This window comes from Streptomyces sp. SJL17-4, assembly GCF_036826855.1.
In the GTDB taxonomy this organism is placed as follows: Bacteria; Actinomycetota; Actinomycetes; order Streptomycetales; family Streptomycetaceae; genus Streptomyces.
Map to the genome: position 1 here is coordinate 6529162 of NZ_CP104578.1, position 19185 is coordinate 6548346.

At 71.1% G+C, this 19185-nt stretch carries 16 protein-coding genes; 14 read left to right on the plus strand and 2 right to left on the minus strand.

Translation table 11 applies throughout. The features are described 5' to 3' along the window. Positions 1-16: 16 nt before the first annotated feature. Complete coding sequence (locus N5875_RS29335) at positions 17-946, minus strand: hypothetical protein (protein WP_338497170.1); 930 nt, start codon at positions 944-946, stop codon at positions 17-19. Positions 947-1180: 234 nt separating this feature from the next. Here N5875_RS29335 and N5875_RS29340 point away from each other — a divergent pair, with 234 nt between their 5' ends. Beyond that, on the plus strand, positions 1181-1768 hold the full coding sequence (locus tag N5875_RS29340) for a papain-like cysteine protease family protein (protein ID WP_338497171.1): 588 nt from the start codon (positions 1181-1183) through the stop codon (positions 1766-1768). Continuing rightward, positions 1765-2568 (plus strand): hypothetical protein, encoded by an 804-nt coding sequence (locus N5875_RS29345; RefSeq protein WP_318207185.1) that lies wholly within the window; start codon positions 1765-1767, stop codon positions 2566-2568. The genes N5875_RS29340 and N5875_RS29345 overlap by 4 nt, the downstream gene beginning before the upstream one ends. Before the next feature lie 411 nt (positions 2569-2979). Here N5875_RS29345 and N5875_RS29350 read toward each other — a convergent pair whose 3' ends face one another. Continuing rightward, entirely contained in the window at positions 2980-3744 is a 765-nt protein-coding gene (locus N5875_RS29350) for an SDR family oxidoreductase (protein WP_318207184.1), read from the minus strand. Positions 3745-3802: 58 nt separating this feature from the next. On the opposite strand from N5875_RS29350, the gene uvrC reads away from it, so the two are divergent. From uvrC to pgi, 12 genes are all read left to right on the plus strand, one after another. Continuing rightward, positions 3803-5779: an excinuclease ABC subunit UvrC gene (gene uvrC / locus N5875_RS29355; RefSeq protein WP_338497173.1), complete on the plus strand. Its 1977-nt coding sequence runs from the start codon at positions 3803-3805 to the stop codon at positions 5777-5779. Then, on the plus strand, positions 5776-6786 hold the full coding sequence (gene rapZ, locus N5875_RS29360) for an RNase adapter RapZ (RefSeq protein WP_318207182.1): 1011 nt from the start codon (positions 5776-5778) through the stop codon (positions 6784-6786). Before uvrC ends, rapZ begins: the two co-directional genes overlap by 4 nt. After that, entirely contained in the window at positions 6783-7808 is a 1026-nt protein-coding gene (yvcK, locus tag N5875_RS29365) for a uridine diphosphate-N-acetylglucosamine-binding protein YvcK (RefSeq protein ID WP_318207181.1), read from the plus strand. The genes rapZ and yvcK overlap by 4 nt, the downstream gene beginning before the upstream one ends. Further along, a complete protein-coding gene (whiA, locus tag N5875_RS29370; protein WP_030205188.1) occupies positions 7799-8788 on the plus strand; it encodes a DNA-binding protein WhiA in 990 nt (329 codons plus the stop codon). Before yvcK ends, whiA begins: the two co-directional genes overlap by 10 nt. Before the next feature lie 163 nt (positions 8789-8951). Next, positions 8952-11903: a M14 family zinc carboxypeptidase gene (locus N5875_RS29375; RefSeq protein WP_338497181.1), complete on the plus strand. Its 2952-nt coding sequence runs from the start codon at positions 8952-8954 to the stop codon at positions 11901-11903. A gap of 218 nt (positions 11904-12121) precedes the next feature. Continuing rightward, positions 12122-13132, plus strand: coding sequence for a type I glyceraldehyde-3-phosphate dehydrogenase (gene gap / locus N5875_RS29380; RefSeq protein WP_030322485.1), 1011 nt, complete (start codon positions 12122-12124; stop codon positions 13130-13132). Between the two features lie 111 nt (positions 13133-13243). After that, positions 13244-14455: a phosphoglycerate kinase gene (locus tag N5875_RS29385; RefSeq protein WP_338497185.1), complete on the plus strand. Its 1212-nt coding sequence runs from the start codon at positions 13244-13246 to the stop codon at positions 14453-14455. 7 nt (positions 14456-14462) lie between these two features. Then, positions 14463-15242 (plus strand): triose-phosphate isomerase, encoded by a 780-nt coding sequence (gene tpiA, locus N5875_RS29390; RefSeq protein WP_030322488.1) that lies wholly within the window; start codon positions 14463-14465, stop codon positions 15240-15242. 230 nt (positions 15243-15472) lie between these two features. Further along, a complete protein-coding gene (secG, locus tag N5875_RS29395; RefSeq protein ID WP_017238647.1) occupies positions 15473-15703 on the plus strand; it encodes a preprotein translocase subunit SecG in 231 nt (76 codons plus the stop codon). A gap of 77 nt (positions 15704-15780) precedes the next feature. Then, on the plus strand, positions 15781-16116 hold the full coding sequence (locus N5875_RS29400) for an RNA polymerase-binding protein RbpA (protein WP_071891222.1): 336 nt from the start codon (positions 15781-15783) through the stop codon (positions 16114-16116). Between the two features lie 139 nt (positions 16117-16255). Further along, positions 16256-17464 (plus strand): MFS transporter, encoded by a 1209-nt coding sequence (locus N5875_RS29405; RefSeq protein ID WP_318207178.1) that lies wholly within the window; start codon positions 16256-16258, stop codon positions 17462-17464. A 56-nt stretch (positions 17465-17520) separates the two neighbouring features. Further along, positions 17521-19182 carry a glucose-6-phosphate isomerase gene (gene pgi, locus N5875_RS29410; protein ID WP_338499300.1) on the plus strand — a complete coding sequence of 554 codons (1662 nt, stop codon included), beginning with the start codon at positions 17521-17523 and terminating at the stop codon, positions 19180-19182. The last annotated feature ends 3 nt before the right edge of the window (positions 19183-19185 follow it).

Below are 19185 nucleotides of genomic sequence, written 5' to 3' on the forward strand. Positions count from 1 at the left end.
GGCAGGCCCGCCCCCGTCAGGTCCAGTCCCAGTCGATCCCCAGGATCCCCGGGCGTACGCCCTGCTCCACGACGTGGACCGTGCGGTGCCGGCCGCTCACGGTCAGCTCCGCACGGCCACCGCGCGGCGCACCCGCCGACGCCTGCGCGAACCGTCGGCACCGCACCGGCAGCGCCGCCTCGTCGAAGCGCACCTGAAGCACGTACTGCCCGCCCGCGAAGCTGAACCCGCGCACGTACTCCCCGCTCGGTCCCGCCGTACCATCCTCGAAGCCGTACGAGAAGAGGTACGTGTCCCCGGCGCGCAGCCGCGTGTCGAAGAGCAGCTCCGCGACCAGCACCCCCGTTCCCGCGTCCCACCGCACCCGCCCCGTCCGGCAGTTCTCCGCCGCCCGCACCGCGACCCGTGACGGGTCGCAGCCCGGGTCCCCGTGGTGGATGGCCAGATAGCGGTCCACGCCGTCCCGGTGGGCCCGTACGACCTGCTGCGACTCGCGCCCCACCAGCTCCCGCCCGGCCCCGATCCGTACCCGCTCGTGGTGCCCCACCGTGTGCAGCCCGCCGTCCGTCGGTGACTCGAGGCCCGCGAGGAGCCCCTCGACCGAGCCGGACGCCTCCACGAGCGAGCGGTACGAACGGGCCGCCGGACGCTCCACCTCGGACCGCCCGGGCCCGTCCTCCGTGAGCAGCCGGAGCAGCGAGTTCCCCGGCAGCTGGAGCACCTCCTCCAGCGCGCGGACCGCCTTCAGCGACTCCGGCCGCTGGGGGCGGCGGGCACCCTGCTGCCAGTAGCTCAGGCTCGTCACCCCGACCTTGATCCCCCGGTGCGCGAGATGGTGCTGGACCCGCTGGAGCGGCAGCCCGCGCACGGCCAGCGCGGTGCGCAGCGCCAGATGGAAGGGGCCGGTGTGCAGCAACTGCGCCAGATCGGCCTCGGTGTGGCTCACGAGACTCCTCAGTGAACGTTCACGGTGGGGGAGCGGACCGCGGCGCCGCGTGGGGTGGGCGGGCAGGTGGGCCGAGGGCGTCCGTTCACACCCGGGTCACACCGTTCACAGTCCGATGTCACCCCGCATTGAAGCGTGTTGACCGGATCCGGACAACGGCAGATGCTCCTGACCAGCGTCCGGACGCGCTCCTCCACTCCCCACATCCCCACCCCCCTCCACGGGAGGAACGCGATGCGCAGCAGGAAACTCTCCCTCGCGGCACTCGCCGCAGCCGCCCTCTTCCTCGTCCCCACCACCTCGGCGTCCGCCGCGCCCGCCGGTGAGGACGTCGCCGCCCTCGGCTCCAAGCGGCTGAACATCACCATGCAGGCCCAGCAGAAGACCAACTGGTGCTGGGCGGCCGGCGGCAACACCATCGCCACCTGGTTCGGCCGGAACTACAGCCAGAACCAGTTCTGCAACGCCGCCTTCAACCGCCAGCAGGGCTACGACTGCCCCAACAACCAGGCGACCCTCGGCAACGTCCAGACGGGACTCAGCTGGGCGGGCGTCAACCCCGGCTCGTACGTGACCGGCTGGCTGCGCTACCCGACCGTGCAGACCGAGATCAACGCGAACCGGCCGATCGAGACCCGCATCCAGTGGTCGAGCGGCGGCGGCCACATGCACGTGCTCTACGGCTACGACGACGCCAACAGCTGGGTCTACTGGGGCGATCCCTGGCCCTCCAGCGACCGCTACAACTGGGCCTCGCACGCCTGGTACGTCGACAACAACTCCTTCTCCTGGACCCACTCGCTCTACCGGATCGGGGCGTGACGACGATGAACGCACGTGTCACAGGTGCCGGGCTCCTCACCGCCGCGGCCCTCGTCCTGCTCGGCGCGCTTCCGGCGGACGCGGCCGAGGCCCTTCCGTCCGCGCCCACCCCTGAACAGGCCGCCGCCGCGCCGGGGACCCTGGACACCCTGTCCCGGTTCTTCGCCCGGGACGGCGCCGTCGCCCGCTCGGCGGCCGCGCCGCGGGTCGAGGGCCGGTCCGTACCGGTACGGATCCTCTCCCCGGACTTCGTCGCCGGGAAGCCGGGGGCGCCCGTCGCCCGGGTCGAGTTCCGGGCCAGCAGAGCCGTGTCCTCGGACGGCCAGAAGGCCTCGCTGTGGACCGTGAAGCAGTCGGGCGGCTGGCAGGTCGTCAACATCGCCACCGGTGACGACGAGATCCGGTACGCGGAGCTGGGCGGCGAGGGCCTGGTGTTCCGCGAGCCGCAGATCGACGCGTGGTACGTCCAGAAGGGGGCGAAGGTGCTGCCACTGGACGAGGACGCGGTGCGGGCGGTGGGCCGGAACGGGACGAGCCTCGCGGCGTACCGGGAGCGGGTGGTCCGGGCGTACGGGGACAAGCTCCCTGGCTCGGCCTACGCGAGGAAGGGCACGGCGGGTGGGTACGGCGCGCAGGCGGCTCCGACCGCGGCTCCGGCTGCGGCTCCGGCTGTGGGGCCTTCGGCCGGGGAGCCGGCCGTCACTGTTGCGTCGGGCGCGGCGGGTGCGGGGGCGGTGCTGGCCCTGGCCCTGATATCCACGTCGGCGATACGCCGCCGACGCGCCTCCAGGGAGACCTGAGCCCGCGTTGTGGGCATTCGTTCCTGCCCCCAGACTTCGTCCGGGGGGACCCCCAGGGCGGTGCCCACCCTCACACCCCGCCCCCCCCGTTGTGGGCATTCGTTCCGCAGGGGCGGCGCCCACCCTCGCTCCTGCCCACCCGTTGTGGGCAACTGTTCCGCAGGGCGGAACGGGTGGGCACAACGGGCGGTGCCCCTTGCCGGGCCTAGGCTCCCTGCGCCCTGACCCGCACCCTGTGCACGGCGCACTGGTGGTGCGGGTCCAGGCACAAGGGGCGGAGGCGCCGCCAGAGGGCGCCGTCCGTGTGCCACCCGTCCCGCCCTGGGGGTCCCCCCGGACGAAGTCTGGGGGAGGGACGATTGCCCACACGGCGGGTGGGCGAAGGGCAGCGCCCAGCGGTGCGCGGGGGCGTCAGCGGGCCAGGTAGCCGCCGTCCACCGGGAGGATCGCGCCTGTGATGAAGGACGCCTCCTCCGACGCCAGGAACACGATCGCCGACGCCACCTCCTCCGGCGTCCCGAAGCGGCCCATCGGGTGGCCGCGGACGACCTCCGCCAGGTACTCCGGCCCGCCCGGTTCCTCCCGCGCCGCCGCCACCCGTTCCGTCTCGATCGTGCCGGGGGCCACCGCGTTCACCCGGATCCCCTGCTCCGCCCACTCCACCGCCAGGTGCTTGGTCAGACCGGTGGCCACGAACTTCGCCGGGCCGTAGACCGCCTGCCGGGCCTGGCCGGCCACGCCCGAGATCGACGATGTGCAGACGATGGCCCCGCCACCCGAGACGAGCATCGCCTCGATCGCGTACTTGCAGGTCAGGAACATTCCCCGGCCGTCCACCGCCATCACCCGGTCGAAGTCCGCGCCCTCCGCCTCCGTGACGGAGAGGAGGGGGATCACGCCCGCGTTCGCCACCAGGACGTCCAGCCCTCCGAATCGGTCCACCGCCGTGGTGATCATGCGCCGGGCGTCCTCCTCCCGGGACACGTCACCGATCACCGGGACCACCCCCTCCAGCGTCGCCAGCCGGTCCCCGTCGAGGTCGGTCGCGACCACGCGCGCGCCCTCCCGGAGGAACCGTTCCGCCGTCGCCCGGCCGATTCCGCTCGCCGCACCCGTGATCACGCACACCCGGTCCGCCAGCCGCCCCGCGGCCCGTCCCGTCACCTGATTCGCCATGCTTCGCCAACGAGCGCGCGAGGCCGGAGTGTCGGTGCCCGCCAGTAGGGTGGGGAGCATGGCAGACCCCTCCAGCTACCGCCCCAAGCCGGGTCAGATCCCCGACTCCCCGGGGGTCTACAAGTTCCGCGACGAGCACCGCCGGGTGATCTACGTAGGGAAGGCGAAGTCCCTCCGCCAGCGGCTGGCCAACTACTTCCAGCCGCTCACGAGCCTGCACCCGCGGACGGCCACCATGGTGACCACCGCGGCGTCCGTGGAGTGGACCGTCGTGTCGACCGAGGTCGAGGCGCTCCAGCTGGAGTACTCCTGGATCAAGGAGTACGACCCCCGGTTCAACGTCAAGTACCGGGACGACAAGAGCTACCCGTACCTCGCCGTGACGATGAACGAGGAGTTCCCGCGCGTCCAGGTCCTGCGCGGCCACAAGAAGAAGGGCGTGCGCTACTTCGGGCCGTACGCGCACGCGTGGGCCATCCGCGAGACCGTCGACCTGATGCTGCGGGTCTTCCCGGTGCGGACCTGCTCCGCGGGGGTGTTCCGGAATGCCGCCTCCGCCGGACGGCCCTGTCTGCTCGGGTACATCGGCAAGTGCTCGGCGCCCTGTGTCGGCCGGGTCACCCCGGAGGAGCACCGCGAACTGGCGGAAGAGTTCAGCGACTTCATGGCCGGCCGCACCGGTACGTACATCCGACGGCTGGAGAAGCAGATGATGCTCGCGGCCGAGGACATGGAGTACGAGAAGGCGGCGCGGCTCCGCGACGACATAGAGGCGCTGCGCCGGGCCATGGAGAAGAGCGCGGTCGTGCTCGCCGACGCCACCGACGCCGACCTGATCGCGCTCGCCGAGGACGAGCTGGAGGCCGCCGTGCAGATCTTCCACGTGCGCGGCGGACGCGTCCGCGGCCAGCGCGGCTGGGTCACCGACAAGGTCGAGGCCGTCGACACGGCCGGGCTCGTCGAGCACGCGATCCAGCAGCTGTACGGCGAGGAGAGCGGGGAGACGGTGCCCAAGGAGGTCCTGGTCCCGGCGCTGCCGGAGGACACGGAGGCCGTCACCGCCTGGCTCTCCGGCCGCCGCGGAGCCAACGTCTCGCTGCGGATCCCGCAGCGCGGCGACAAGAAGGACCTGATGGAGACCGTCGCGCGCAACGCCCAGCAGGCGCTCGTCCTGCACAAGACGAAGCGCGCCAGCGATCTGACCACCCGCTCCCGGGCCCTCGAGGAGATCGCCGAGGCCCTGGACCTGGACTCGGCCCCGCTGCGGATCGAGTGCTTCGACATCTCCCACCTCCAGGGCGAGGACGTGGTGGCCTCGATGGTGGTGTTCGAGGACGGACTGCCCCGCAAGAGCGAGTACCGCCGCTTCCAGATCAAGAGCTTCGAGGGCCAGGACGACGTCCGGTCCATGCACGAGGTGATCGGGCGGCGCTTCCGGCGCTACCTCGCCGAGAAGGAGAAGACGGGGGAGTGGGACCCCGAGGGCGTCGTCGAGGACCCGGACGAGAGCGGGCGGCCCAAGCGCTTCGCGTACCCGCCGCAGCTCGTCGTGGTCGACGGCGGGCAGCCGCAGGTCGCCGCGGCCCGGCGCGCCCTCGACGAGCTCGGGATCACCGACATCGCGGTGTGCGGGCTCGCCAAGCGGCTGGAGGAGGTGTGGCTGCCCGGCGACGACGACCCGGTGGTGCTGCCCCGCTCCAGCGAGGGCCTGTACCTCCTCCAGCGGGTACGTGACACGGCTCACGACTTCGCCATCCGCTACCAGCGGTCCAAGCGCGCGAAACGCATCCGGACCAGCCCTCTCGACGCGGTGCCCGGCCTCGGTGACACCCGGAAACAGGCGTTGATCAAGCATTTCGGCTCGGTGAAGCGGCTCCGACAGGCGACAATCGAGCAGATCTGCGAGGTCCCCGGCATGGGCCGGAAGACCGCGGAGGCGGTCGTCGTGGCCCTCGCACAGGCGGCCCCGGCCGCACCCGCCGTGAACACGGCGACAGGAGAGATCATGGAAGACGACGGGGGCGGCACGGCATGACCGCGCACGAGCAGGACCGGAACGAACCGCAGGACCGGAACGAAGAGCACGACCAGCACGCGCACGAAGAGCACGACCGAGAAGACGGAGCAGGACACGTGAGTACGGGCACGAAGGAGACCCCCGGCGACAACGGCGCCGAGGCGGCCATTCCCGAGCTGGTGATCATCTCCGGCATGTCCGGAGCCGGCCGGTCCACCGCGGCGAAGTGTCTGGAGGACCTCGGCTGGTTCGTCGTCGACAACCTGCCGCCCGCGCTGATCCCCACCATGGTGGAGCTCGGCGCCCGCTCCCAGGGCAACGTCGCCCGGATCGCCGTCGTCGTGGACGTCCGCGGCCGGCAGTTCTTCGACAACCTCAGGGAGTCCCTCGCCGACCTGGACGCCAAGCAGGTCACCCGCCGGATCGTCTTCCTGGAGTCGTCCGACGACGCCCTGGTCCGGCGCTTCGAGTCGGTCCGCAGGCCGCACCCGCTCCAGGGCGACGGCCGGATCACCGACGGCATCGCCGCCGAGCGCGACCTGCTGCGCGAGCTGCGCGGCGACGCCGACCTGGTGATCGACACCTCCAGCCTCAACGTCCACGAGCTGCGCGCCAAGATGGACGCCCAGTTCGCCGGCGACGAGGAGCCCGAGCTGCGGGCCACCGTCATGTCCTTCGGGTTCAAGTACGGCCTGCCGGTCGACGCCGACCTCGTCGTCGACATGCGCTTCCTGCCGAACCCGCACTGGGTCCCCGAGCTGCGCCCCTTCACCGGCCTCAACGAGGAGGTGTCGAACTACGTCTACAACCAGCCCGGCGCCAAGGAGTTCCTCGACCGCTACACCGAGCTCCTCCAGCTGATCGCCGCGGGCTACCGCCGCGAGGGCAAGCGGTACGTGACCATCGCCGTGGGCTGCACCGGCGGCAAGCACCGCTCCGTGGCCACCGCCGAGCGGCTCGCCGCCCGTATCGCCGCCGAAGGGGTCGAGACCGTCGTCGTGCACCGGGACATGGGGCGCGAGTGAAGCCTTACCGTCGACGTGCCTCCACCCTCTCGGTGCGGCGTACGCTCCGCAGGCGCGGCGCCCAGCCGAAGGTGGTCGCGCTGGGCGGCGGCATGGGCCTCTCGGCCTCCCTCGCCGCCCTCCGCCGGATCACCGGCGACCTCACCGCCGTCGTCACCGTCGCCGACGACGGGGGTTCCAGCGGCCGGCTCCGGGAGGAGCTGGGCGTGCTGCCCCCGGGCGACCTCCGCAAGGCGCTCGCCGCGCTCTGCGGCGACGACGACTGGGGCCAGACCTGGGCCCGGGTCATCCAGCACCGCTTCCAGTCCAAGGGCGAGATCAACGGCCACGCCGTCGGCAATCTGCTGATCGTCGCCCTCTGGGAGCAGCTCGGAGACCCCGTGCAGGCCCTCGACCTGGTGGGCCGGCTGCTCGGCGCCCAGGGCCGGGTGCTGCCCATGTCCGCCGTACCCCTGGAGCTCCAGGCCCTGGTCAGGGGCCATGACCCGGAGCGTCCCGACGACGTGGACACCGTGTGCGGCCAGGCCACGGTGGCGCTCACCCCGGGCGAGGTGCAGTCCGTGCACCTCGTGCCGAACGACCCGCCGGCGGTGCCCGAGGCGGTCGAGGCGGTCCTGGACGCGGACTGGGTGGTCCTCGGTCCCGGCTCCTGGTTCTCCTCGGTGATCCCGCACCTCCTCGTGCCCGAACTGCTCGACGCGCTGGCCGAGACGAAGGCCCGGAAGGTGCTCTCGCTGAACCTCGCGCCGCAGCCCGGAGAAACCGAGGGCTTCTCCCCGCAGCGTCATTTGGAGGTTTTGGGACGACACGCCCCTAAACTCGCCCTGGACGTGGTGCTGGCCGACGAGGCCGCCGTGCCCGACCGCGAGTCCCTCGCCGATGCCGCCAAGCGGCTCGGTGCCGCGGTCGAGCTGGCGCCGGTGGCCGGGCCCGACGGCTCCGCGAAGCATGACCCGGAGCTGTTGGCCGCCGCGTACGACCGTATTTTTCGGATGCATGGAAGGATCGGCCCATGGCGATGACGGCAGCGGTGAAGGACGAGATCTCCCGGCTTCCCGTCACCCGGACCTGCTGCAGGAAGGCAGAGGTCTCGTCGATCCTGCGGTTCGCGGGCGGGCTGCACCTGGTGAGCGGCCGCATCGTGATCGAGGCGGAGCTCGACACCGCGATGGCGGCACGCCGGCTCAAGCGGGACATCCTGGAGATCTTCGGGCACAGCTCGGAACTGATCGTGATGGCCCCGGGCGGGCTGCGGCGCGGCTCGCGTTTCGTGGTGCGGGTGGTGGCCGGAGGCGACCAGCTGGCCCGGCAGACGGGTCTCGTGGACGGCCGGGGCCGCCCCATCCGGGGCCTCCCCCCGCAGGTGGTCTCCGGGGCGACCTGCGACGCGGAGGCGGCCTGGCGGGGCGCGTTCCTGGCGCACGGTTCGCTGACCGAGCCCGGCCGGTCCTCCTCCCTGGAGGTGACCTGCCCGGGTCCGGAGGCGGCACTCGCCCTGGTCGGCGCGGCGCGCCGGCTCTCCATCGCGGCGAAGGCCCGTGAGGTACGGGGGGTGGACCGGGTCGTCGTCCGTGACGGCGACGCGATCGGCGCCCTGCTGACCCGGCTCGGCGCGCACGAGTCGGTGCTCGCCTGGGAGGAGCGGCGGATGCGGCGCGAGGTCCGCGCCACCGCCAACCGCCTGGCCAACTTCGACGACGCCAACCTGCGCCGCTCGGCCAGGGCCGCGGTCGCCGCCGGGGCCCGGGTGCAGCGCGCCCTGGAGATCCTCGGCGAGGAGGTGCCCGAGCACCTCGCGGCGGCCGGCCGGCTCCGCATGGAGCACAAGCAGGCCTCCCTGGAGGAGCTGGGCGCGCTCGCCGACCCGCCGCTGACGAAGGACGCGGTGGCGGGCCGGATCCGCCGGCTGCTCGCGATGGCCGACAAGCGGGCGCAGGACCTGGGCATTCCCGGGACCGAGTCCAACCTGACCGAGGAGCTGGACGACAGCCTGGTCGGCTGACCGGAACCGTCACCGCACGGAACTTCGAACTCCGGGCTGCCGGTGTCTTTCTGAGGCGCCGGCAGCTTTTTCGTACACCCGCGAGGCACCCTTGACAGGTCCATGGGTGCCCATGAGCCTGGCGTCTGTTCACCTTCGTGACAGACAACAGCAAGGGGGGCTCATGAGACGTAGAGCGAGATCGATCCTCGCCGCGGCTTCACTGCTGATCGCGGGCGTGGCGGCGGCACCCGTCGCCGGAGCGCAGCCGCACGACCGGGACGGCGGCGACGCCCTCTCCGTATGGCGTGCCGAAGTCACCCAGGAGCAGGTCCCGCTGCTCCTCGAAGCCGGTGCCGACGCCCACGAGATGACCGAGCAGGTGCCCGACAAGGGCTCCGCGACGGTCGAGCTCTTCCTCACCGGCCGGCAGGCCGGGCAGCTGCGCGGCCAGGGCGTCGAGCTCGCCGAGCACAGCCTGACCGCTTCCGCCGAGAAGCGGGTGGCCGCCGCGGGGGACGGCGTCTTCCGCCCGTACGGAGGCCCGAGCGGCCTCAAGCAGGAGATCCTGGACACCGCCCGGGCCAACCCCGGGATCACCAAGGTCGTCTCCCTCGGCAAGACCCTCAAGGGCCAGGACATCCTCGCCCTCAAGGTCAGCAAGGGCGCCCCGCGGGTCAAGGACGGCTCCAAGCCCGCCACGCTGTACATGTCCAACCAGCACGCGCGCGAGTGGATCACCCCGGAGATGACCCGGCGGCTGATGCACCACTACCTCGACGGGTACGGCAAGGACGAGCGGATCACCCGGATCGTCGACTCCACCGAGCTGTGGTTCGTGCTCTCCGCCAACCCGGACGGCTACGACTTCACGCACGCCGACCCCGCCAACCGGCAGTGGCGCAAGAACCTCCGCGACAACAACGGCGACGGGAAGACCGCCCCGGGCGACGGCGTCGACCTCAACCGCAACTTCGCCTACAAGTGGGGCTACGACAACGAGGGTTCGTCGCCCGACCCGGCCGACGAGACCTTCCGCGGCACGGGTCCCATGTCGGAGCCCGAGACCAAGGCCATCGACGCCTTCCAGAAGCGCATCGGCTTCGTGTACGGCATCAACTACCACTCGGCCGCCCAGCTCATCCTGTACGGCGTGGGCTGGCAGGTCGCCACCGACACCCCCGACGACGTGGCCCTCAAGGCCCTCGCCGGCACCCCGCAGAACTCGGCCGTGCCCGGCTACCGGCCGCAGGTCTCCTCCGAGCTGTACATCACCAACGGCGAGGCGGACGGACACGCCGCCAACGTCAACGGCACGCAGATGTTCACCCCCGAGATGTCGACCTGTGCCACCGCCTCCCGGGTCGACCCCGACGACGCCTGGAACCCGGCCGACTGTGCCTCCGTCTTCACCTTCCCGGACGACGAGAAGCTGATCCAGGCGGAGTTCGCCAAGAACATCCCCTTCGCGCTCGCCGTCGCCGAGACCGCCGCCCACCCGGACCGGCCCGTCTCCCCGGTCGGCATCGACGCCCCCGACTTCACCCCGAAGACCTTCACCACCTCCTACGCCCGCGGCGAGGAGCAGGAGGTCGCGGTCACCGCGCGCAAGTCCCTGCGCGGCAAGACCATGAAGTACCGGATCAACGGCGGCCGCACCCACAGCGAGGAGCTCGACGCCTGGAAGGGCGGCGAGACCTACGGCGGCGAGGACAACCTCTACTTCGACGAGTACCGCGCCGAGGTCGGGGACGCCCGGCCCGGCGACTCCGTCGAGGTCTGGTTCACCGCCCGCACCAGGGAGGGCCGGGCCACCGCCTCCGCCCCCTTCACCTACGAGGTGGCCGAGCGGCCCCGCGGTGACGTGCTCGTCCTGGCCGACGAGGGCGGGACCACCGCCGGCAAGCACACCGCCACGTACGTGAAGGCGCTCGCCGACAACGGCCGCAGGGCCGCCGTCTGGGACATCGCCACCCAGGGCACCCCGGACGCGCTCGGCGTGCTCTCCCACTTCCGTACCGTCGTCTGGTACACCGGCGCGGAGCGGCCCTCAGGAGCCGCCCAGCTGGCCGTCCGCGCCTACCTCAACGAGGGCGGCAAGCTGATCAACACCGGTGAGAAGTCCGGCGGACTCACCCAGGTCGGCCGGGCCGAGTCCAACGACTTCGCCCAGTACTACCTCGGGGCCTACCACCGGGCCGGCCTCAAGAATCCGCCCGCGTTCGCCGGTGCCGGCGCGTTCACGGGCATCGGTGCCGGTCTGGGGGCCGCCGCCGACAACCCGCTGGACAACGCGGGCGCGTACACCGTCACCTCGGACACCCTGAACGCGAAGGACTTCCCGCAGTTCGCGAGCAGTGCCTCCGCCGGCTCCTACCCGGGCATCCGGATGCCCTTCGAGCCCGCCGAGGGCGCGACCTTCGCGGCCGTCAAGCACGCCGACAACACCTGGGCCCGGCTCGGCAGGACCGTCGACCTCACCGGCGTCGCCGCCGCGGCGGCACCCCGCCTGGACTTCCAGGTCAGCTACGACACCGAGCCCGGCTACGACAACCTCGTCGTCGAGGCCCACACCGTCGGCCAGGACGACTGGACGACCCTGCCCGACGTCAACGGGGGCACCTCCACCGAGCCCCCCGCCGACTGCGGCGAGGGCTACTACGTCCGCGGTCACCCCTTCCTCGCCCACTACCTCACCGTCGGCGAGGACGGCTGCGCAGGCACCGGCACCACCGGCTCCTGGAACGCCTTCACCGGCCCCTCCAACGGCTGGCGGCAGGCCTCCGTCGACCTGAGCGCCTGGGCCGGGAAGAAGGTCGAGCTCTCGATCTCCTACATCTCCGACCCCGGTACGGGAGAGATGGGTGCCTTCGTCGACGACACCCGCCTCGTCACCGGGACCACCACCGAGGCGGAGGGCTTCGAGACCGCCCTCGGCGCCTGGTCCGTACCGGGCGCGCCCGCCGGCAGCCCCGGCAACGGCTCCGACTGGACGCGCTCCGCGGCGCTCTTCCAGTCCCAGGCCGCGGTCACCACGCGTGACACCGTCCTCCTCGGCTACGGCCTGGAGCAGGTGCCCGGTGCGAGTGAGCGGGCCCGTCTCGTCGGCCGCGCCCTCGGGGTGCTCCGCCGCTGACGGAGAGTAGTGGGGACAAAGGTCCCACGACGGCCCGTACCCGTTGGTAGGTACGGGCCGTCGGCCGTTTTCCCTCACTTTCCGGGCTCGTACGGATGCGGTCGATGTCACTCCGGGGGTCCTGTGGGGGTAGGGTCGTAAGCGGTCGGGGACATCCCAAAAAACAAAAATCTCGCCGGCGTCGAGCACACCGGCGTACCTAACGAGGAGATCGGTTCGTGACGATCCGCGTAGGCATCAACGGCTTTGGCCGCATCGGCCGGAACTACTTCCGCGCGCTCCTTGAGCAGGGTGCTGACATCGAGATCGTGGCTGTCAACGACCTGGGTGACACCGCGACCACGGCACACCTGCTGAAGTACGACACCATCCTCGGCCGCCTCAAGGCCGAGGTGACCCACACCGCCGACACCATCACCGTCGACGGCCGCACCATCAAGGTGCTCTCCGAGCGCAACCCCGCCGACATCCCCTGGGGCGAGCTGGGCGTCGACATCGTCATCGAGTCGACCGGCATCTTCACCAAGAAGGCCGACGCCGAGAAGCACATCGCCGGTGGCGCCAAGAAGGTCCTCATCTCGGCTCCGGCCAGCGACGAGGACATCACCATCGTGATGGGCGTCAACCAGGACAAGTACGACCCGGCGCAGCACAACGTCATCTCGAACGCGTCCTGCACCACCAACTGTGTCGCGCCGATGGCGAAGGTTCTCGACGAGAACTTCGGCATCGTCAAGGGCCTGATGACCACGGTCCACGCGTACACGAACGACCAGCGCATCCTGGACTTCCCGCACAAGGACCTGCGCCGCGCCCGCGCCGCCGCGGAGAACATCATCCCGACCACGACGGGCGCCGCCAAGGCCACCGCCCTGGTCCTCCCGCAGCTCAAGGGCAAGCTGGACGGCATCGCCATGCGCGTCCCGGTCCCGACCGGTTCCGCGACCGACCTGGTCGTGACGCTCGACCGCGAGGTCACCAAGGACGAGGTCAACGCCGCGTTCAAGAAGGCCGCCGACGACGGCGACCTCAAGGGCATCCTGTTCTACACCGAGGACCCGATCGTGTCCTCGGACATCGTCAGCGACCCGGCGTCCTGCACCTTCGACGCCTCCCTGACCATGGTCCAGGAAGGCAACACGGTCAAGATCCTCGGCTGGTACGACAACGAGTGGGGCTACTCCAACCGTCTCGTCGACCTCACCGTCTTCGTCGGCGGCCAGCTCTAAGCTCTAGGGTTCAGGGCAGGCTTTCGATGTGAGCAGGGCTCGGGCAGCGCAACGCCGCGCTGTGCGAGCCCTGTTTGTGTGCTCCACCGCGTACCAAGGAGTCTGTGACAGATGAAGACGATCGACGAGCTTCTCGCCGAAGGCGTCTCCGGCAAGCGGGTGTTCGTCCGCGCCGATCTCAACGTGCCGCTCGACGGCACCACCATCACCGACGACGGCCGCATCCGCGCCGTCGTGCCCACGGTCAAGGCGCTCGCCGACGCGGGTGCCCGCGTCGTGGTCGCCTCGCACCTGGGCCGCCCGAAGGGCGCCCCGGACCCGGCGTTCTCGCTCGCGCCGGCCGCCGCGCGGCTCGGCGAGCTCCTCGGCGCCGAGGTGGCCTTCGCGACGGACACGGTCGGCGAGTCCGCCACCGCCACCGTCGCGGGCCTCGCCGACGGCCAGGTCGCCGTGATCGAGAACCTGCGGTTCAACGCCGGGGAGACCTCGAAGGACGACGCCGAGCGCGGCGCGTTCGCGGACCAGCTGGCCGCCCTCGCCGACGTCTACGTCGGCGACGGCTTCGGCGCCGTGCACCGCAAGCACGCCTCGGTCTTCGACCTCCCGGCGCGCCTGCCGCACGCCGCGGGCTACCTCATCGCCACCGAGGTCGGCGTCCTGAGGAAGCTCACGGACGACGTCCAGCGGCCGTACGTGGTCGCGCTCGGCGGCGCCAAGGTCTCCGACAAGCTCGGTGTGATCGACCACCTCCTGGAGAAGGCCGACCGCATCCTCATCGGCGGCGGCATGGCGTACACCTTCCTCAAGGCCCAGGGCCACGAGGTCGGCATCTCGCTGCTCCAGGAGGACCAGATCCCGGCGGTCCTGGACTACCTGAAGCGCGCCAAGGAGCGCGGGGTGGAGTTCGTCCTCCCCGTCGACGTCCTGGTCTCGGCCGAGTTCCCGGACCTGAAGACCAAGGCTCCGGCCAACCCGACCACGGTCGCCGCGGACGCCATTCCGGCGGACGAGGAGGGCCTGGACATCGGTCCGGAGACCCGTAAGCTCTACGCCTCGAAGCTCGCCGACGCCGGCACCGTTTTCTGGAACGGTCCGATGGGCGTCTTCGAGCACCCCGACTACGCCGAGGGCACCAGGGCCGTCGCCCAGGCGCTCGTCGACTCCCCGGCCTTCACGGTGGTCGGTGGTGGCGACTCCGCCGCCGCCGTCCGCAACCTGGGCTTCGACGAGAAGGCATTCGGCCACATTTCGACCGGCGGCGGCGCCTCCCTCGAATACCTCGAGGGCAAGACGCTTCCCGGCCTCGCCGCACTGGAGGACTGACCCTTTCATGAGCAGCACCCGCACCCCGCTGATGGCGGGCAACTGGAAGATGAACCTCAACCACCTCGAGGCCATCGCCCACGTCCAGAAGCTCGCCTTCGCCCTGACCGACAAGGACTACGACGCCTGTGAGGTCGCGGTCCTGGTTCCCTTCACCGACCTGCGGTCCGTACAGACCCTGATCGACGGCGACAAGCTCAAGATCAAGTACGGCGCCCAGGACATCTCGGCCCACGACTCCGGTGCCTACACCGGCGAGATCTCGGGCCTGATGCTGTCCAAGCTGAAGTGCGCCTACGTGGCCGTCGGCCACTCCGAGCGCCGGCAGTACCACGCCGAGAACGACGAGGTCTGCAACGCCAAGGTGAAGGCCGCCTTCAAGCACGGCGTGACCCCGATCCTCTGCGTCGGTGAGGGCCTGGACATCCGCAAGGCCGGCAACCAGGTCGAGTACACCCTCGCCCAGCTCGACGGCGGTCTGAAGGACGTCCCGGCCGAGCAGGCCGAGACCATCGTGATCGCGTACGAGCCGGTGTGGGCCATCGGCACCGGCGAGGTCGCCACCCCCGACGACGCCCAGGAGGTCTGCGGGGCGATCCGCGGCCGCCTCGCGGAGCTGTACTCGCAGGAGCTGGCCGACAAGGTCCGCATCCAGTACGGCGGCTCGGTGAAGTCCGGCAACGTCGGCGCGATCATGGCGCAGCCGGACGTCGACGGCGCCCTGGTGGGCGGCGCGGCCCTGGACGCCGACGAGTTCGTCAAGATCGTCCGCTTCCGCGACCAGTGAGTATGCGGTAGCGGAGTCGGCGAGCGATCCGAAGGGGCGCGCCGAGGGAACAGGATCGAGCGCGTGCAGCCTCCGAGGAACGAGGAGGCGAGCACGTACGATCCTGTGAGCTCGGCACAAAGCGCCCCGGAGGGGAGCCGAGCCATAAGATACGTCGTACCCTTGCGGGGGTCGGGCAGGTGCCCGGCCCCCGTCCGTATAAGTCCGAGGAAGTTGGTCCAGCCGTGGTTATGGGGTTCTCGATCGCCCTCATCGTCTTCAGCGGGCTGCTGATGCTGCTCGTGCTGATGCACAAGGGCAAGGGTGGCGGCCTCTCCGACATGTTCGGAGGCGGAATGCAGTCCTCCGTCGGTGGCTCCTCGGTCGCCGAGCGCAACCTGGACCGCATCACCGTCGTGGTCGGTCTGCTCTGGTTCGCCTGCATTGTGGTGCTTGGTCTGCTGATGAAGTTGGACGGGTAACTCCGAACACTGGACGCGCGTTGGGCCTTACGTAGACTGGGGCATCTTCGAGCACCATCACGCAGGGAGTTACGACCGTGGCAAGTGGCAACGCGATCCGGGGAAGCCGGGTCGGGGCGGGGCCGATGGGCGAGGCCGAGCGGGGCGAATCGGCGCCGCGCGCCCGCATCTCCTTCTGGTGCTCGAACGGGCACGAGACGCAGCCGAGCTTCGCCAGCGACGCGGCGATCCCCGAGACCTGGGACTGCCCCCGGTGCGGCTTCCCGGCCGGTCAGGACCGGGACAACCCGCCGGACCCGCCGCGCACGGAGCCGTACAAGACCCACCTCGCCTATGTGCGTGAGCGGCGCAGCGACGCGGACGGCGAGGCGATCCTCGCCGAGGCGCTGGCCAAGCTGCGCGGCGAGATCTGAGCACGGTGTGACGATGTGACGAACGGGCCTTGCCCGCGAACTCGGTTCGCGGGCAAGGCCCGTTGTCAGTGGTGCCCTCCAACGTCGGTCGTGAAGGGACTTCGGATCCGGCGGACGAACGGGGGCGCACACCATGACGATGACGGCGACAGCGGGCGGCGCGACCGTGCCCGCCTGGCGCGGCGGCTTCGGAAGGCTGTGGACGGCCGCGGTCGTCTCCCGCTTCGGCGACTCCCTGCGGACCGCCGCGATGCCGCTGCTCGCCGCCTCGCTCACCGACGACCCCCTCCTCATCGCCTCCGTCACCGCCTGCGGCCATCTGCCCTGGCTGCTCTTCGGACTGCTCGGCGGAGCCGTCGCCGACCGTGTCGACCAGCGGCGGGCCATGTGGGCCGTCGACCTCGTACGCGGCGCGCTCATGGCCGGGTTCGCCCTCGCCGTCGCACTCGGACACGCCGGCATCGCCCTGCTGCTCGTCCTCGCCTTCGCACTCACCACCCTGCAGACCCTCTTCGACAACGCCGCCACCGCGCTGCTCCCCGCCCTCGTACCCGCCGAGACCCTGGCCGGGGCCAACGCCCGCCTGATGACCGGTCAGCAGCTCGCGGGCGGGCTCCTCGCCGCGCCCCTGGTCCCCGCCCTGCTCCTCGTTGGGCCCGCCGTGCCGTACGCCGCGGACGCCGCCACCTACGTCCTGGCCGCGCTGCTCATCGCCTCCCTGCGGGCCGGGGCGCCCGAGCGGCCGCCCCGGCCCGCCGGATCCACCCTCCGCGCCGAGATGGCCGAGGGACTCGCCGTGCTGCGCCGCGACCGGACCCTGCGATGGCTCTGCACCGCCACCACCCTCTGCAACATCGGCATGGGCGCCCTCATCGCCACCCTCGTCGTCCTGGTCACCGACGGCCTCCACACCGGGAACGCGGGATACGCGGCCACGGTCACCGCCTTCGCCGTGGGCGGTGTCGCCGGCGGCCTCCTCGCCCGCCGGATCGCCGAACGGACCGGACGCATACGGGCGGTGTTCCTCGCCGGGGCCGTCCAGACCGGCTGCCTGGTCCTGTTGGGGACGGTGCCCGTCCTCGCGGTATCGATCGGGGCCATGGCGGTGTTCGGCTTCATGGGGACGGTGTGGAACGTCCAGCAGACGACCCTCATGCAGGAGCGTGCCCCCGAGGGCATGCTCGGCCGGATCGCCGCGGCCTTCCGCACCCTCGCCGTCGCGGGAGCCCCGCTCGGGGCCGTTCTGGGCGGCGCGGCGGCCGCCGGCTGGGGACCGCTCACCCCGGCCCTGCTCGCGGCGGCCCTGTTCGCGCTCGCCGTCGCGTCACTGGCCCCTCTGATCAATTAGGTTGGAGACGCAGCGGGGCAGACAAGCAGTACGAGAAGAAATGGGCGATGTCCGAGATGAACAACCAAGGCCGCACCAGGCTCAACCGGCTGCCCGAGTGGGCGGCCCTCGGCAAGCACCGTGAGCAGCTGGGCGACACCCATCTGCGCGACCTGTTCGCCGCCGACGCCGAGCGTGGCACCGGCTACGCCCTGCGCGTCGGCGACCTCTACCTGGACTACTCCAAGCACCTCGTCACCGACGAGACGCTGACCCTGCTGAGCGAACTGGCCGCCGTCACCGGCGTCGCCGAGCTCCGCGACGCCATGTTCCGCGGCGAGAAGATCAACACCACCGAGGACCGCGCCGTCCTCCACACCGCGCTCCGCGCCCCCCGCGGGGCCGTGATCGAGGTCGACGGGGAGAACGTCGTCCCCGCCGTCCACGCCGTCCTCGACAAGATGAGCGCCTTCTCCGACAGGGTCCGCGCGGGCGAGTGGACCGGTCACACCGGCAAGCCGATCAAGAACATCGTCAACATCGGCATCGGCGGCTCCGACCTCGGCCCCGCCATGGCCTACGAGGTGCTGCGCTCCTACACCCAGCGGGACCTGACGTTCCGTTTCGTCTCCAACGTCGACGGCGCCGACCTCCACGAGGCGGTCCGCGACCTCGACCCGGCCGAGACGCTGTTCATCGTCGCCTCGAAGACCTTCACCACCATCGAGACGATCACCAACGCCACCTCGGCCCGCGACTGGCTCCTCACCGGGCTGCGGGCCGACCAGGACGCCGTCGCCAAGCACTTCGTGGCCCTCTCCACCAACGCCGAGAAGGTCGAGGAGTTCGGCATCGACACGGCGAACATGTTCGAGTTCTGGGACTGGGTCGGCGGCCGCTACTCGTACGACTCCGCCATCGGCCTCTCCCTGATGATCGCCATCGGCCCGGAGCGCTTCCGCGAGATGCTCGACGGCTTCCACCTCGTCGACGAGCACTTCCGTACGGCTCCGCCCGAGGAGAACGCGCCGCTGCTCCTCGGTCTCCTCGGCCTCTGGTACGGCGCGTTCTTCGACGCCCAGTCGCACGCCGTCCTGCCGTACTCGCACTACCTGTCCAAGTTCACCGCCTACCTCCAGCAGCTCGACATGGAGTCCAACGGCAAGTCGGTGGACCGCGAGGGCAACCGGGTCGACTGGCAGACCGGCCCCGTCGTCTGGGGCACCCCCGGCACCAACGGGCAGCACGCCTACTACCAGTTGATCCACCAGGGCACCAAGGTCATCCCGGCCGACTTCATCGGCTTCGCGCGGCCGGTCGACGACCTGCTGCCGGGCCTCGTCGCCCAGCACGACCTGCTCATGGCCAACTTCTTCGCCCAGACCCAGGCGCTGGCCTTCGGCAAGACCCCCGACGAGGTACGGGCGGAGGGCGTCCCCGAGGAGCTCGTCCCGCACAAGACCTTCCAGGGGAACCACCCCACCACGACGATCCTCGCCGACGCACTGACCCCGTCCGTCCTCGGCCAGCTCATCGCGCTGTACGAGCACAAGGTCTTCGTCCAGGGCGCCATCTGGAACATCGACTCCTTCGACCAGTGGGGCGTCGAACTCGGCAAGGTCCTCGCCAAGCGGATCGAGCCGGTCCTGACGGCCGCTGACGGGGCCCAGGGCGGCGAGCAGCTCGACAGCTCCACCGCCGGACTCGTGTCCGCCTACCGCACGCTGCGCGGACGGTAGAGC

Coding starts and splice junctions, on each gene's coding strand:
- N5875_RS29340 (WP_338497171.1), top strand. CDS start 1,181: ATGCGCAGCAGGAAACTCTCCCTCGCGGCACTCGCCGCAGCCGCCCTC.
- N5875_RS29350 (WP_318207184.1), bottom strand. CDS start 3,744: ATGGCGAATCAGGTGACGGGACGGGCCGCGGGGCGGCTGGCGGACCGG.
- uvrC (WP_338497173.1), top strand. CDS start 3,803: ATGGCAGACCCCTCCAGCTACCGCCCCAAGCCGGGTCAGATCCCCGAC.
- rapZ (WP_318207182.1), top strand. CDS start 5,776: ATGACCGCGCACGAGCAGGACCGGAACGAACCGCAGGACCGGAACGAA.
- whiA (WP_030205188.1), top strand. CDS start 7,799: ATGGCGATGACGGCAGCGGTGAAGGACGAGATCTCCCGGCTTCCCGTC.
- N5875_RS29375 (WP_338497181.1), top strand. CDS start 8,952: ATGAGACGTAGAGCGAGATCGATCCTCGCCGCGGCTTCACTGCTGATC.
- N5875_RS29385 (WP_338497185.1), top strand. CDS start 13,244: ATGAAGACGATCGACGAGCTTCTCGCCGAAGGCGTCTCCGGCAAGCGG.
- tpiA (WP_030322488.1), top strand. CDS start 14,463: ATGAGCAGCACCCGCACCCCGCTGATGGCGGGCAACTGGAAGATGAAC.
- secG (WP_017238647.1), top strand. CDS start 15,473: ATGGGGTTCTCGATCGCCCTCATCGTCTTCAGCGGGCTGCTGATGCTG.
- N5875_RS29405 (WP_318207178.1), top strand. CDS start 16,256: ATGACGGCGACAGCGGGCGGCGCGACCGTGCCCGCCTGGCGCGGCGGC.
- pgi (WP_338499300.1), top strand. CDS start 17,521: ATGAACAACCAAGGCCGCACCAGGCTCAACCGGCTGCCCGAGTGGGCG.